Source organism: Bacillus sp. 103mf (assembly GCF_900116295.1).
Lineage (GTDB): Bacteria > Bacillota > Bacilli > Bacillales > Bacillaceae_G > Bacillus_A > Bacillus_A bruguierae.
In genome coordinates, this window is sequence record NZ_FPAF01000006.1 from 16,870 (window position 1) to 30,525 (window position 13,656).

A 13,656-nucleotide genomic window follows, 5' to 3' on the forward strand; every position below is an offset into this window, starting at 1 on the left:
ACTAAGAGTTGTAAAAAGAAAAAGCCGATTTCCTATAAAGTGAAACTTCACTCTACATCTACAATATGCTAAAAACCGTAGAAATTCATTATTCCTACGGTTTTATAACATGAAGTCTCGTTCTATTTCATAATATTTTTCACATGACCAATTCGTATTTCACCTTCAGGATAGTATAAGTAACATATCCTGCATCTAGGTAAGTATATCTATACACCAAAAATTACAACTGTAACATCCCTATTAGAATGCAAATCAAAACATTCATACAAACAAGATTTTATTTAACATACCTTATATATTATATAACCATTCTTTTGAATACCGGATCAGTCAATTCTTCCTTAAAATGTAATAGGGAATATATTTTCAAACTAAAACAATCTAAGTATTAGATTTCTCCTATATTTTTAATAACCCTATTAAGTTTTTTGTAAAATTCACCTTTTGTTTTTACATGTTTAAACTGATTTGGATTAACGTGAGCTTTTTGAGAGAGTGCTACAATCTCTTCTTCTGTAACTGAATCTTTAGTATTTATAGATGCTATATTTGTATATTTTCCATCTTCTGTTTTTGGAATTTCTAAAATCCCTTTATTTACGAGATTCACTACAGCCTTATGCTCTGAAGAATGTGTATCTACACCGGTAATTTTCCAATTATGCATAACTTTTGGCGTGTATACACCATTCTTTACCTCTTTTAAATATGTAATAGCAAGATTACGAATGGTTCCACCTGTTTCACCAAATGCATTCTCTTGTTTAGATGACCAAATCTGTTCAAACTTACGTCCCTCTAAAGCCCCTCCTTTTGCTTGAAGAGCCTCCATTCTATATGCATTCATTCCCAAAGTCATAACATCGCTCATTTTGATTGGTTTATTTGTACGAATAGATCGCAAATTTGTAATTCGACTTCCATATGGTTTTGTTAAGTCAATTTCGTATTTCACGCCTCCAAAGAAGTCGTTCGTACTGTATTTAGACGCACGGCGTGTTTTATCAAAGCTAACTGTTACATCTCCGGCACGAGATGTGTTAAAATACCCCGCCGCCCATTCCATATAATCTTTTAAATCTTTTCCCGTTATCTTATATACTGTAATTTCTCCCAAAGCATATTGGTAATTATACGCAATATCTTTCTTCTTAATAGGACCTACATCTAAACGAGCATAATCGTTATCAATTTGATGGGCTACTACATCTGCTTTACTGTAATAGAGCATGACTTCATGAAAGAAATCTGATAAAGGTGTCTCTTGAATTTGCACGCTCGGGATACCATTTATTTCATTTTCAGGAACAAGATTCCTCCCCTTTAATTGAGCGACTACAACATTTGCATCTCCTCTCGCATACTCGTGAAAAGGTGTTAATGTTTCTTCAAGTGCAGGATCGGATAATACCGTTGTTCCGTCAGCATTTTTTACAGGTAAAGTGGTAGCTGTTTTATCTTTTAAAACCAGCTTCCCATCTTGCTTTGTAAAAGTAAGGTCAATACGTGAGATATGCGTGCCATACTTATCTGGTTCTGTAATAATAACACCATTTACAACTTCTTTTTTAACAAGTTTATGCATATGTGCTGCAAAAATAGCGCTTAGTTCTGGACAGGCATTTGCAATATCTTGAACCCCAGTACCAGGGATGCCATTCTCATTTTCTAGTCCCATATGCATAACCCCTACCATTACATCTACTTTACCTTCTAATTCTTTAATTGCCTTTTTTGTCTCTTCTACTGGATTTTTCACCACTAAACCAGCCAAATGATCTGTCCCTTTTTCAAAATCACTAATCATTGGTGTATCCATGCCAATAACTCCAACTTTGATGCCACCTTTTTCAATTATCGTATATGCAGGAAGAAAACGCTCTCCATTTTCCTTGTAAATATTTCCTGCTAAAGTCTTTCCTTTATATTGCTCACTAACTTTTTTCAATGTATCTAATCCAAAATTGAATTCATGATTTCCAAATGCCCAAGCATCATATCCCATTTCGTTCATTGCTACCATCATCGGAGACTGTGGCTTATCATTGAATAATTCTACTGAGTTCCCTTGAATTGTATCTCCAGCATCTAATAATATGGTATTCGGATTTTCTTGACGTACCTTCTTTATAACCGTATAAAGCTGCGTTAAGCTTCCACTCATATTAGCACCATCAAGTGCATAATCCCAAGGCATAAACCTACCATGAATATCTGCAGTACCCAATAATGTAATATTAACATCAGATTCCTCTGCTTTAGAGATAACTGGTTTGATTGTTATTGCTGCTCCAAGCAGTATAAAAATAACAAAATAACATACAAGGCTCTTCCATCTCATTTTTGGCATAATAACAATGTTTCTCCCCTTTTTGTACTGTCATATAGTTTCTTGAACTTTAAAAATGTAACTTATTATTTGGAAAACTTCAACTGCAAAAGGTAATTTTAAATATTTATATCCCCTATTATTGATCATCTAAATTATAGAAAATTGGAGTGAGGTAATGAGTGAAGACAAAGAAACACCTGAAAGAAGAAGAGAAAGACTAAGACAAGAGAAAGGGAGAATAAGAAAAAAGCAACCATTCCTTTTAAGAAAGGTTGCTTTTTTAACTTTTCACCATTTAAGAAGGACAAGCATATATTAGGAGTGAAGAAAAAGCATAGGGGGGATAAACATGTTCTTCTCAAAGTTACGTGGCAAAAATGAAGTTCCACCAGTAGAAACAGATGCTCGAGGAAAAGCTTTCTTTAAATTAAGCCAAGATAAACTAAGCTTAAAGTTTAAATTAGATTTATTTGATATAGAGAATGTAGTAGTTGCTCATCTGCATCTAGGGGCGAAAGGAACAAATGGTCCTGTTGTAGTATTTTTATTTGGTCCTATAACAAATCCAGTTTCGATAGAGTGTGCAACTTTTACAGGAACAATTACTCAAGAAGAATTGATTGGTCCATTAGCTGGTCAAACATTAGACGATCTTGTAAGAGAAATTAATTCTGGAAATATTTATATTAATGTTCATACCGTACAACATCCTAATGGTGAAATTCGTGGCCAATTGCATCATTGCTAATGACAGCAGTGAAAATATTTTTAGTGTAAGACATAAAGCATCCATTTGGGTGCTTTTTTATTTTGAAGGAGGAGTTAGACAAATTACTTCTTATTCGGATAAGTTTCTTCTATAAATATTTCTCAAGTTTTTGATATGTAAAAAAAAGTAAATCCGTTCTATAATAGCAACAGTTAGATAATTCTGATTCCAAGAAAGGTGATGAGTGTATGTTTAAAAAAATTATGGTAACAAGTGCGCTATTATCTGGAGTTTTAGGAGTATCAACAATAGCTCCATCAGAATCTAAAGCTGAAACAAATTCTTCAGTAAATCAACAATACATTTCAGAAGGGACTGAATTCCCAAATGGAATTAACAGCCCCTTTGCCCCAAATTCTTTTGAGCAAAATAACCTTATGCAAGAAAACCTAGCTGCAGCATTTAAATGGCAATATAATGCTAATTACAAATTCTCTACATCAATTCAAGTGAAAAAAACTGTACCTGCATCAAATAACGGATATATTGGAGTAGCCTTTCAAAACAATAAACCTTTTAAATTTAATGTTGTAGTAAAAAGTCTATCATCTGGAAAAACAATAACTCATACTGTGCAGGGACAACCGACCAGTGGTAACCAGCATGTTACAAACTTTTTTGGCCCTATGAAAGCAGGGAATTATGTTGTAACTTTAGTAAATACAGATAAATCATGGCACGAAGGAAACGTTTGGCTTGGATGGTAATAAAAATTAGGAAAAAATCAAATGATGATTCATAAAGTGAAACTTCCATCAGTGGGGGTTTCCTTCATCCCCACTGATGGTTAGTTGAACCAATCGGGCTCTTACAGGCAGTTATCCCCCACCTATCTTCTTCGCTTTCTCTGAATCTTGAGGTGGGGGGTCTTACTGCCCTAAAGTAGCGGGATAAAATACAAGATTTTTTAATCCCAATCTATTTCTAATAGTGTTAGCACACTATACTAAAAAGAATTAGGTCATAGCAGCCATGATGCTGCACTATTATATACTCAACTTGGAGATACAACGATTAAAGATAGGAAAAAGAATAGTTAAAAGGCGTATTCCATAAGCAGGATACGCCTTTTTTATTGTATGTAAGAAGATGTTTAGCTTTTTGCTTGATGATATGTTGAGCTGATTGCTCCAACAATAAAACTTAAAACTAGCGCACAAAAAATTAATTTACGATTCATGTCAGGCGCAGGGTCCCAAGAGATTATTGCAGTGAGAGAAAAAAGCAGTGTGTAATATTGAGCGTTATTAATTTTTAATCGAAGTAATAAACTTCTTTCATCAGATTTTCCTATTTTAGAATTTGAGTACGTCATAATACCTACAGCGATAAATCCAACTACCATAATACCTACAGCGAAATAATTAAACAAATGAATCAGTCCTCTCTTTTATATGTAAATACTTCATTAATAGATACCCCAAACTGGTTGGCAATTCTGAAAGCTAACAATAAGGAAGGTGTATATTTATTTTGTTCTAATGCATTAATCGTTTGCCTTGATACATCCACAAGTTCAGCTAGATCTTTTTGTGTCATTTTTCTAAGTACTCTTAGTTCATACACTTTATTTTCGGTTGTATCGTTTAATTTGTTTTTCAAACAAATCACCACCTCTTTTTGATCTACCTTTATAGTAATGTATTTCTTACTAAAAGTAAAGTATTTTTGACATAAAGTATAAAAAATTATACTTTATGTCATTTTTTTCTTACAATATCTATAAAACATATCCATAGGGAAGCGTGTAGAACCTTGTTATAATGAAAAGATATCCATATCTTAGTTATAGTTGAGGGGGAATTAAATATGGAAAATATAAATAGAATTTTAAGTGATTTTGCTACGGTTAATGAATATGATGGTGTCGGGAATGATTACAGACTATATCTTTTATCAGAAAATACACAAGAAGATATATGTAAACTTATAAAAAAGGATATAAAAGCTACTAGTCATGACACAATAGAACTTATAAAGTTGAAAGAATGGCAGCGGGATTTCCTTTCTTGTAGCTTTCCTGAAAGTGAAGAGTATTGGTTTGGGACAATACCACATGGGTATGATTTAAACGGATTAAAACCGAAAGAATTTATAATAGAACAATTATTAACTGTATTTGAACAAGGAATTGAAGATGTTTATTTGGTTGAAGTAGATATAGGAGATTATTACGCTTGTAGTTATGAAGATTATGTTTTTAAAACCAATAAGGGGATTTATTATCTTTCTATGCAAGTACATGATTAAACATATAAAATATTTTATGGCTAAAGCATGTTTTCTAAAACATGCTTTTTCTTTTGCAATGAAACTCAAAAACGATCGTTGTTCAGGGTTGATGAACCCCTTAGAATAATAAAGTGAAACTTCCATCAGTGGGAGTTTTCTTCATCCCCCACCTATCTTCTTCTCTTTCTCTGAATCCTAAGGCGGGGTCCTACTGCCCTAAAGTAGCGGGATAAAGTTAGCGTTTTTTCATGTTTAGCGTGTATTTTCGTTAAAATGTAGACGTGACTTCTAATTATATTCCCTCTCTAGTTTATCAATTTTTTGACCTTTTTCATCATGTACTGATATCAACTAACGCATCATCGTAATCCTGTAATTCTTCCATAATTTCTTTTAATCGGTTCATATGATTCATAAATTCTTGGTGAGAAATTTCTTGATAATCAAAAATCCCCTCTCCATATTTATCACTTTCAAATATTTTTACTTTTGCGCCTAACTTCAACAAATTATCAACTAACCCTTTTAAGTTCTGCATATCATCAATATCGTTCGCATCCGTTTCGGCAAAACAATCTTCGTTTTCAATTTTATTTTTTATGTCTGTAATTCCTAAACCAGTATACTTTCTCAAAGGAACTATATATGTATGAAGCGCATCATTAGGGCTTATTCTAATTGCGATTTTACTCATCTATTATTCTCCTTTTTGCTAAAATTCTTATTCCCATCGTTTCAACACATCACTGATTTCATTGCGAAAAAACACCAGTAAATAATATACAATATTTTCTTAAAAATCATTTTATTTCAAATAAAACGTGTTATATTTTATGAATCATTATAGATTTTCACACTTTAAGGAGGTTTTTTATGTATACACCTAAATATTTTGAAGTGCAAGATTCAGAACTTATTTTAGAATTTATCAAAAACTATTCATTTGGAACCTTACTATCTAGTACGAAAGATTTCCCAATTGCAACACACCTTCCGCTAGATATATATAATGAACAGGGACATACTTACTTATCTGGACATTTCGCTTATGCCAATCCTCACTGGAAATTGTTAAAAGAAAATCCTCAAGTATTAGTTACATTTCTAGGGCCACATGCTTATGTGTCTTCTTCCTGGTATGCACAAGAAAATGTACCCACATGGAATTATGTATCAGTCCATGTATATGGTACAGCTCAGCTCGTAGAAGGCGAAGAGTTAGAACTTATGTTAGCAAAAATGCTAAAGAAATATGAACAAGGTAGAGATAATGGAGTATTATGGGATACTTTAGATCCAACATTTTTAAAACAAGAGATGAAAGGGATTGTAGGCTTCAAAATAAAAGTTGAGAAAGTTGAAGCTTCCTTTAAATTAAGTCAAAATCGAAATAATGATGATTACAAATCGATTACTAATAATCTTAAGAATGAAAAGGATATCTCTGCAATAGAAGTAGCTAACTGGATGGAAAAAATGAGACCAATTAATGAAAGTTAAGTTCAGAACAAAATCATAGGGGTGGCAGAAAGAAAAAACAGACAAAAAGCGAAAATTCCTGTATTGTACGAATTACCAACACAATAACAATGGAAAATTTTCGCTTTGTTTATTCATACTACTAATGATTTATCATAGTAATAATACGTTTGTTAATGAAACAAGTATCAAAAAACTTTTAACAACTAGAAATCAAGCAAAGATTTCCCCAAAATACTCTCCTGCTTCTTTTTTAGTTTTATCTTTATTATATATTCATTTTAATCTTTTGACATCTTTGTCTAGCTCTGCCTCCAAATCTCGTATGTGGCAGAAAAAGGTCCTGACCGCTTCTATGCATGGCCAGATTCTCTCGCCCACCTAAAAAGAAAGACGGTTTTTATGTCGATTTTTTAATTTGTATTTATATAGTAGACAAAATCTTCCTATAGCAGTATGTATAACATCTTCTGCCTTATCTAAATTCCAAGTTACATATCTATAAATGCAACATTTCGCTCTTTATAACTTGAATATACTCCTGCAACTTACAAAACGCTTCTGTGAGCTTGCTTGTTTCTTCTGTATGAAGGAAGCGTGCTTTGTTTCGCTCTTCCTCTATGATAAGCAGCTGCGCGGCAGCATAAGAGAGACCATACCGTTCGCATTCTCGTTTCATATCATGAAAAAAAGAAAGAGGTACAGTACCTGCTCCCGAGATGAGCATCTCATCTAGAAATTGTTCCAATTCATCGATTATACGCACTAACTCTATCATAGAACGTTTCTCCTTCATTGAGTGTAATATTTACAATCTCTCCTGCTTCTGTATATAAGATGACAGGTGTGACAACGAGCTTTGTACTCTCCTGATAGGAATGAACAAGCATTCGCTTTACGTTCAACGAGCCCATATACATTTTTACCAGTCTAATCATTCGTTCGTTTTCTGGTCGTTTCAGCATTTGCATTTGCAATATTTTACCGTCCTTATCGATAAGAGGAACAATCCATTTTTGTTCTTTTTCCTGAAGCAGCCATTCTCCTATTTCAGCAGCTTCTATACAAAATATTCCTTGCTTATTTGTCTCTAGCTGCTTTACTTTTTCTAACAATTCCTCCCATGAGGTCAGAAAAAGAGATTGCCACTCTGCTACATTTGTTTTTCCATCTGTTTCCCCTGCTGTTTGTGAACTAGATGACAATTGAAAATCGGCGTTAAGTTTTGCCTGCTTCAGTCGAAAAAATGAACGAGACAGTTCGTATCCTTTCCCTGCAATTCCCCATGGAGCTTGCTTTTCATGAAGTATTTCAGGAGTTGTGCTCATTCCTTCATAAAACATCGGACGCGACTGCGTGTATGTCATCCACTTTTCCTGCTCTTGATTATAGAAATAATACGTTACACCAACATAACCGGACTTCGTTTGCCAGCCGGATGCACCGAAGGCATACAAAATAAGCGGCGGTACTTCATAATATTCCGAGCGATACGGGCTCTCTTGCAGGCAATGCCTTTCTAATAACACAATGTGTTCATAAATCGCAGACAGCGTTTGCCGATAGGATGCCATTTGAAAAGACGCATGTTTCATCCGATATAGCCCGATATCTGTCGCGAGCTTACGAAATAAGTTCTCTAACTTTACTAGTTTCAAAGAACGAGCTTTTACAGAAAGTTGTTCTATTTCATTGATTGTGTTTTCAGTAAGCCGCGTTAATCCAAAATGAACAACTTGCTCGATCATCTCTTTGAAAGGGGATAACTTTTCCGGAGCAATGATAAGGGGGTTCATCTGTTTCGTTTCATGCAAGACCCCTTTCTCCTTTTGATACCAATACACGGCTTCCGCCTTATGACGGCATATCCCATCTGCTTTACACGTACAGATCGCATCAGCTACCGATTCAGCCGTTAGAAAGCGAACCGTTATATTCTCTTCTGGAAAGGACGCAATTAAAGCTGCCTCTTCTTCCAAAATGAACTTCGGCTGAAATGTTTCGCGAAACATCATTTCAGCCCACACCTTTTCAGAAACAATGCTGCGTACGTCCACATTCAAAAGAGGGGAAAAATCAACCTTCGTTTCCTCTTCTCCTTCATACATCTTCTTAGCTTCGAGCAGCGCCATAATTACATGCTTGCAAATGGAGCGGGCCTCACAAGTACATGAGTAACTACGGATATCACCTGTAAACGTTACAGCAATTTCGTCATCAAACTGTATTTGCGCTGCATTCTCTTCTATGTCCATTTTGACATTTGATACAGCTGCCAGATCCTTGGTCGCCCTCTTATATGTTCCTTTGTTGGACATTGCGATCAAGTATGTTTCATCAATAGAGGAAAGAACATTTAAGAAATGATTGCTGCGATCCACTGTGCCAACCTCCCTGGTGTTAGCGCCGCTACATGAGCACCGAGCGCTGCCATTTTTTTCGCTGCCTGTTTATCATAAAAAGGCTGTGCAGTTGGATCAAGAGAAGTAAGTACAATAAGCTTTGCTCCTGATTCCACAATCTTTATCGCTTCTCGGTACATTTCAGCGTAACTGCCGCCTTCATATAAATCCGTTACAAGCACAACAATTGTTTTGTGCGGCATCTCTATTTTATTCGTTGCATAGCGCAGCGCCTGGGCAATATACGTTCCGCCCCCAAGCTGTACATTCATAAGCGTTTCGACTGGATCGTCAATACGATCTGTTAAATCAACAACGGATGTATCAAAGATGAACAAATCTGTCTTAATCGTTGGTAAACTTGCAAAAATGCCAGCCATAACTGCACTATGAATAACAGAATCAATCATGCTTCCGCTCTCGTCTACTGCAAGAATTACACGCCATGGGTTAACGTGCTTCGTTGCCGCATAGAAATATGGTTTTTCAATATGGATGGTGTTCGTTTCCTTGTCAAAATGCTTCATGTTCTTTCGAATCGTTTTCTTAAAATCAAAGTTGCGCATCGTGTGTACACGGCTAGCGCGGTTTCGATCCGGTCTGCCACTTAAAGCGAGCTTCACTTCCTGCTCTAAATTAAGGCGCAACTCCTCAGCTACTTTGGCCACAATACGCTTTGCGGTGTCCAATACATCCGGATTTACATGATCCTTAAATTGTAAGATGCATTTTAACAGATTCATATTTGGTTCCATTTTTTCAAGCGTTTGCTTATCCTGCAGCAAAGCCGTTAATTCATACTTTTCCAGCGCATGTTTTTCCATAATTTCAATTGTTTCTTTCGGAAACAACTCGCGCACTTTCGAAACCCAAGTGGGCACTGTTAGCTGCGAAGGATCCAGCGACCCGCCGCGCTCTTCCCCGCGCTCCCGTTCATACAAAAACTCCAGCGCTTCGTCCATCTCCCTGTATACAGGGCTTTCTTCCTGAAATGTTATTTGATCATCCGCATATTTCCCAAGAACAAGACGCCATCGATTCAAAGAGATCTTATTCTCCATCTTCTAGCCCCCGTCTCATCAAAATCTCCCGTGCCTTCTGGTCTAACTGCATTGCATACGTCAGCACAGCTTCCGAAATCACTTCTTCTTTCACCACTTCTTCTGTTGTGTCATATAACCGAGCAATCTGTCTGGCGATCGTATCGACTTCAAGCGGAGTGAATTGACTGAACAAGAGGCGCAAATGCGGCAGTACTTGCAAAAATGTCTCCTCATCAAGTTCTTGCAGAACATGAGACATCCCGCCAAGCAGCGACTCGTTATATAAGAAAATATCTTTTGCACCAGCAAACAAACCATTCAAAAATAGAGGGGCCTGCTTTTGCATATCGCCGCTCCCATAAAAGTATCCTTCTGCCACTTGAATGACATCATCAACCGTCCTCTTCGTTAAGGACGTTAACAGCCCAAATACTGCTCCTTCTACCTGACTTTCCCGTTTTTCTTTTTGCAAATAAAGCTCTAACGCTTCAATAAATTGCTGATCTGCAGGCTGCAATGTATACAAATCGATAAGCTTTTCCGCAATAATTTCCGGCTCGCCGCCATCTAAAACAGAGAATAACGAAAGCGCTTTGCTTCGGGCGCTTTCCGCCTGTTGATTCGTTTTTTCTATTTGCGATAAATAATAAGCGCAATCTGCTATAGACACAAAGTCTCCATCCTCTTGTATAGCCTCATCCATTAACGGGATGTACATGGAAAAATCGGAAAATAACCCGCTTAAGTAGGCTTCCATCAATAAAAGAGCCACCTCTCCCGCACGCCCTTTTGCCTTATACAGCTTTGCTCGCAGCACTTCCTGAGCGGCTTCTCTTACCGTTCCACCATACACAGATAAGTCAATGAGAGCACTTTCCACCTGTGCTGAGAAACGATATTTCCAAGTTTCTCGCATAAGATTGATGTTCTGTTTTCTAGCAAGATTTGGGCCGCGCAGCTTCTCGCAAAACGGAACCTCTAAAAAAGCAAGGCAATGAAAGAATTGACTTAAATGCTGATGCCGTTCTTTCTTATATATGTCAAGAATCGTTTCATGCGGTACAGTGGAGCGGGCTGGAAGACGAAACGAACGAACAGAGGCACGAAAATCATGCACGAGCGGCGGCACATCCGCTTCTTTTGACAATTTTCCTCGCTTCGTCCCTTGCAGACTCTTCTGAAGCAGCATCAAAGGTTTATCTGCCGAGGATATCTCTCCCTTAACAAATGCGCTATGCACCGCGTCCATCAGCTCATACAATCCAGGTTGCATCTTGCCTCGAAGTAGCGCAAGTTCACGGATCATTCGCGCAGCCTCAATCTCATCTGCTATTGATATCCCTTCTGTTTTTAACTGCCTAGCAACCCGTATCATAAATTGCTCAGCTGCCGCTTTATCCCTGTTCTCCCATATGTGTTGGTAAAAAGCAGGTGCAGGCATGCCGCTCCCATAACCGCGCGTCTGGTCGCTTTCCAAAAAGGAGTACGGCATAAGATACGTTTTTGCATATGCTGCAGACAACGGACTTTTGGACAGTTTCTTCTTTTCTCCTTCTAATTCAAGAAGTCCCTTCACATGAAAGCCTCCGGTAATTACGAGCACCTTATCATATGCTTTACGCGCTTTTTCAATTTCCTTTGCCATATGTATTTCTCTAGCCATGCAGCCGTCTTCTATCAACATCTCCTGCGTATAGTCCGCACGCGTGTAATAACAATAATGGAAGAGCTGCTGGATAAACTCCTCGCTTGTCATATGAAAACCTTGCAATTCAAAATATTTCTCCCAAAATTCATGAAAACTTCGGCAACCCGTTTTTTCCGAGAGCATACGGACATATTGACTGTGCCGGAAGTATTGTTCATCATACTTCCCGCGCTCTTCTTCGTTTTTCGTTACATACAAATATTCCTTATAGGGAAGATCAATAAATGAAACCGGAATGTTGCGTGCAGCTCCTTCCCGAAGTGCGACAAGTTCCGGTGAATAGTCGAGAAAGGGATAGTACGCACGGTACTTTCCACTCTCTCCTTTTTCAAGCACATCCGCTTTATCATCATAACTGCAATATATACAAATCGGAGCCTCACTCTCGGCACTCACGATATGCGGAATAAGCGGATTACAATCAATTGGCCCCTCTATAAGAATCGCATCCGGTTTATATGATTCAACTATTTTTTGTACATGAAAAGAGCATGCAGGACTATGATGGCGAATCGGCACGTATACGACGTTGTTGTTTACATTGTAAGCTCTTTGAAACAATGTGTTTACTTCAGCTGATTGCGAGCTTCGAAAAACGACTTCCATGCCTCTCCTCCTACTTGACTTCGTGCTCTGACGATGCTTGTAAAGTAACTGCGCAGCTTTTCTAAATCTTCCTTGTTTTCTTTCGCAATCGTTCCGGATAAGTATCGAACAAGTGCATCCATCTTTACCTGTCCGCTTCCATAATAATACGCATCCATTGCACTTTGATAATATACTGATACTGCTTCTGCGGTACTCATAACAGAAGAAGGCTGATCAATTCGTTTTCCTTCAGCGGTCACGCCTTCCCGCAGCTCATGAAAAACAGTCGCCAATAGCTGAACAACCGTCCGGTCCACTTCTGGTACGATGCCAGATGCCCCTAATAAGCGCATTACTTGCGACTCTATAATTTTTGCTTCAAGCTTTACATCTTTAATTGGATGCACTGTTTCAAAATTAAAACGACGCTTCAATGCACTACTCATTTCATTCACACCGCGATCACGTGTGTTGGCAGTCGCAATAATATTGAATCCAGGCTTTGCTGTAAGAATTCCTTGCTCCCCAAACTCCGGAATGTTCAGCACCTTATCGCTCAGAACACTAATCAACGAATCCTGCACTTCCTGCGGGCAGCGCGTCAACTCTTCAAATCTAGTTAATATCCCTTGTTCCATACCAACGAAAAGGGGGCCTGGCACAAGGGCCTCTCTTACAGGCCCTTTCGCAAGAAGAAGTGCATAGTTCCATGAGTACTTAATCGTATCTTCCATCGTAGCAGCTGTTCCTTGCACAGTGTTACGACTATTTCTGCATATCGCAGCAGAAAGCAACTCACTTAACATCGTCTTTGCTGTTCCCGGCTCTCCGATTAGCATAAGTCCGCGATTCCCTGCTAATGTGACAATAGCTCGTTCCACAAGCGCATCATTACCGTAAAATTTACGACTAATTTCTACTTCCTGTCCCTGCCAAAGAAGCGGTTCTTCTTGTCCGATAATAAACGTACGAACCGCACGTGGTGACAACCGCCAGTTAGCTGGTTTTGGAAACGAATCATTCGCTTCTAAAGCATTCAATTCTACTTCATATAATTCTTCCATTAACGGTTTAATAGATTGCATATGTCATTTCCCTTC

The 13,656-nt window shown here is 37.6% G+C and carries 14 protein-coding genes and 1 pseudogene; 5 read left to right on the plus strand and 10 right to left on the minus strand.

The window, feature by feature from the left end:
* Window positions 1–391: 391 nt before the first annotated feature.
* A complete protein-coding gene (locus tag BM350_RS15350) occupies window positions 392–2,353 on the minus strand; it encodes a bifunctional metallophosphatase/5'-nucleotidase (RefSeq protein WP_090919472.1) in 1,962 nt (653 codons plus the stop codon).
* A gap of 157 nt (window positions 2,354–2,510) precedes the next feature.
* Between BM350_RS15350 and BM350_RS27010 the strand changes: the two genes are divergently transcribed.
* The 3 genes from BM350_RS27010 to BM350_RS15360 all read left to right on the plus strand — a co-directional run bounded on the left by BM350_RS27010 (window position 2,511) and on the right by BM350_RS15360 (window position 3,811).
* The gene (locus tag BM350_RS27010) at window positions 2,511–2,654 is read left to right on the plus strand and encodes a hypothetical protein (RefSeq protein WP_170857724.1); all 144 of its coding nucleotides are present in this window, start codon (window positions 2,511–2,513) and stop codon (window positions 2,652–2,654) included.
* A 30-nt stretch (window positions 2,655–2,684) separates the two neighbouring features.
* Window positions 2,685–3,083: a CHRD domain-containing protein gene (locus tag BM350_RS15355; RefSeq protein WP_090919475.1), complete on the plus strand. Its 399-nt coding sequence runs from the start codon at window positions 2,685–2,687 to the stop codon at window positions 3,081–3,083.
* Window positions 3,084–3,292: 209 nt separating this feature from the next.
* Window positions 3,293–3,811: a hypothetical protein gene (locus BM350_RS15360; protein ID WP_090919478.1), complete on the plus strand. Its 519-nt coding sequence runs from the start codon at window positions 3,293–3,295 to the stop codon at window positions 3,809–3,811.
* Window positions 3,812–4,197: 386 nt separating this feature from the next.
* On the opposite strand, the gene BM350_RS15365 is transcribed toward BM350_RS15360, so the two are convergent.
* Both BM350_RS15365 and BM350_RS15370 read right to left on the minus strand, forming a co-directional pair.
* Window positions 4,198–4,476 (minus strand): hypothetical protein, encoded by a 279-nt coding sequence (locus BM350_RS15365; protein ID WP_090919481.1) that lies wholly within the window; start codon window positions 4,474–4,476, stop codon window positions 4,198–4,200.
* A gap of 5 nt (window positions 4,477–4,481) precedes the next feature.
* On the minus strand, window positions 4,482–4,706 hold the full coding sequence (locus BM350_RS15370) for a helix-turn-helix transcriptional regulator (RefSeq protein ID WP_090919484.1): 225 nt from the start codon (window positions 4,704–4,706) through the stop codon (window positions 4,482–4,484).
* A gap of 207 nt (window positions 4,707–4,913) precedes the next feature.
* Between BM350_RS15370 and BM350_RS15375 the strand changes: the two genes are divergently transcribed.
* A complete protein-coding gene (locus tag BM350_RS15375) occupies window positions 4,914–5,354 on the plus strand; it encodes a hypothetical protein (RefSeq protein WP_090919487.1) in 441 nt (146 codons plus the stop codon).
* A gap of 316 nt (window positions 5,355–5,670) precedes the next feature.
* Here the strand turns inward: BM350_RS15375 and BM350_RS15380 are convergent, their stop codons facing one another.
* Window positions 5,671–6,030 (minus strand): hypothetical protein, encoded by a 360-nt coding sequence (locus BM350_RS15380; protein WP_090919490.1) that lies wholly within the window; start codon window positions 6,028–6,030, stop codon window positions 5,671–5,673.
* A gap of 179 nt (window positions 6,031–6,209) precedes the next feature.
* Between BM350_RS15380 and BM350_RS15385 the strand changes: the two genes are divergently transcribed.
* Complete coding sequence (locus BM350_RS15385; protein WP_090919492.1) at window positions 6,210–6,836, plus strand: FMN-binding negative transcriptional regulator; 627 nt, start codon at window positions 6,210–6,212, stop codon at window positions 6,834–6,836.
* A gap of 478 nt (window positions 6,837–7,314) precedes the next feature.
* Here BM350_RS15385 and BM350_RS15390 read toward each other — a convergent pair whose 3' ends face one another.
* The 6 genes and pseudogenes from BM350_RS15390 to BM350_RS15410 form a co-directional block, all read right to left on the minus strand.
* Complete coding sequence (locus tag BM350_RS15390; RefSeq protein ID WP_090919496.1) at window positions 7,315–7,593, minus strand: hypothetical protein; 279 nt, start codon at window positions 7,591–7,593, stop codon at window positions 7,315–7,317.
* Window positions 7,565–8,947 carry a hypothetical protein gene (locus BM350_RS15395; RefSeq protein WP_348272205.1) on the minus strand — a complete coding sequence of 461 codons (1,383 nt, stop codon included), beginning with the start codon at window positions 8,945–8,947 and terminating at the stop codon, window positions 7,565–7,567. Before BM350_RS15395 ends, BM350_RS15390 begins: the two co-directional genes overlap by 29 nt.
* Window positions 8,940–8,993, minus strand: a pseudogene (locus BM350_RS28055) (hypothetical protein); the annotation flags it as partial. The gene BM350_RS15395 and the pseudogene BM350_RS28055, both read right to left, overlap by 8 nt.
* 178 nt (window positions 8,994–9,171) lie before the next feature.
* The gene (locus BM350_RS15400; RefSeq protein ID WP_090919502.1) at window positions 9,172–10,278 is read right to left on the minus strand and encodes a VWA domain-containing protein; all 1,107 of its coding nucleotides are present in this window, start codon (window positions 10,276–10,278) and stop codon (window positions 9,172–9,174) included.
* Entirely contained in the window at window positions 10,268–12,574 is a 2,307-nt protein-coding gene (locus BM350_RS15405; protein ID WP_090919504.1) for a DUF5682 family protein, read from the minus strand. The genes BM350_RS15400 and BM350_RS15405 overlap by 11 nt, the downstream gene beginning before the upstream one ends.
* Window positions 12,535–13,641 (minus strand): ATP-binding protein, encoded by a 1,107-nt coding sequence (locus BM350_RS15410; protein ID WP_090919507.1) that lies wholly within the window; start codon window positions 13,639–13,641, stop codon window positions 12,535–12,537. The genes BM350_RS15405 and BM350_RS15410 overlap by 40 nt, the downstream gene beginning before the upstream one ends.
* Window positions 13,642–13,656 lie beyond the last annotated feature (15 nt).

Bases quoted from the DNA above. Each gene is read 5' to 3' on its own strand.
- BM350_RS15350 (WP_090919472.1), bottom strand. From the start codon at position 2,353: ATGCCAAAAATGAGATGGAAGAGCCTTGTATGTTATTTTGTTATTTTT.
- BM350_RS27010 (WP_170857724.1), top strand. From the start codon at position 2,511: ATGAGTGAAGACAAAGAAACACCTGAAAGAAGAAGAGAAAGACTAAGA.
- BM350_RS15355 (WP_090919475.1), top strand. From the start codon at position 2,685: ATGTTCTTCTCAAAGTTACGTGGCAAAAATGAAGTTCCACCAGTAGAA.
- BM350_RS15360 (WP_090919478.1), top strand. From the start codon at position 3,293: ATGTTTAAAAAAATTATGGTAACAAGTGCGCTATTATCTGGAGTTTTA.
- BM350_RS15375 (WP_090919487.1), top strand. From the start codon at position 4,914: ATGGAAAATATAAATAGAATTTTAAGTGATTTTGCTACGGTTAATGAA.
- BM350_RS15380 (WP_090919490.1), bottom strand. From the start codon at position 6,030: ATGAGTAAAATCGCAATTAGAATAAGCCCTAATGATGCGCTTCATACA.
- BM350_RS15385 (WP_090919492.1), top strand. From the start codon at position 6,210: ATGTATACACCTAAATATTTTGAAGTGCAAGATTCAGAACTTATTTTA.
- BM350_RS15390 (WP_090919496.1), bottom strand. From the start codon at position 7,593: ATGATAGAGTTAGTGCGTATAATCGATGAATTGGAACAATTTCTAGAT.
- BM350_RS15395 (WP_348272205.1), bottom strand. From the start codon at position 8,947: ATGGCGCTGCTCGAAGCTAAGAAGATGTATGAAGGAGAAGAGGAAACG.
- BM350_RS15400 (WP_090919502.1), bottom strand. From the start codon at position 10,278: ATGGAGAATAAGATCTCTTTGAATCGATGGCGTCTTGTTCTTGGGAAA.
- BM350_RS15405 (WP_090919504.1), bottom strand. From the start codon at position 12,574: ATGGAAGTCGTTTTTCGAAGCTCGCAATCAGCTGAAGTAAACACATTG.
- BM350_RS15410 (WP_090919507.1), bottom strand. From the start codon at position 13,641: ATGCAATCTATTAAACCGTTAATGGAAGAATTATATGAAGTAGAATTG.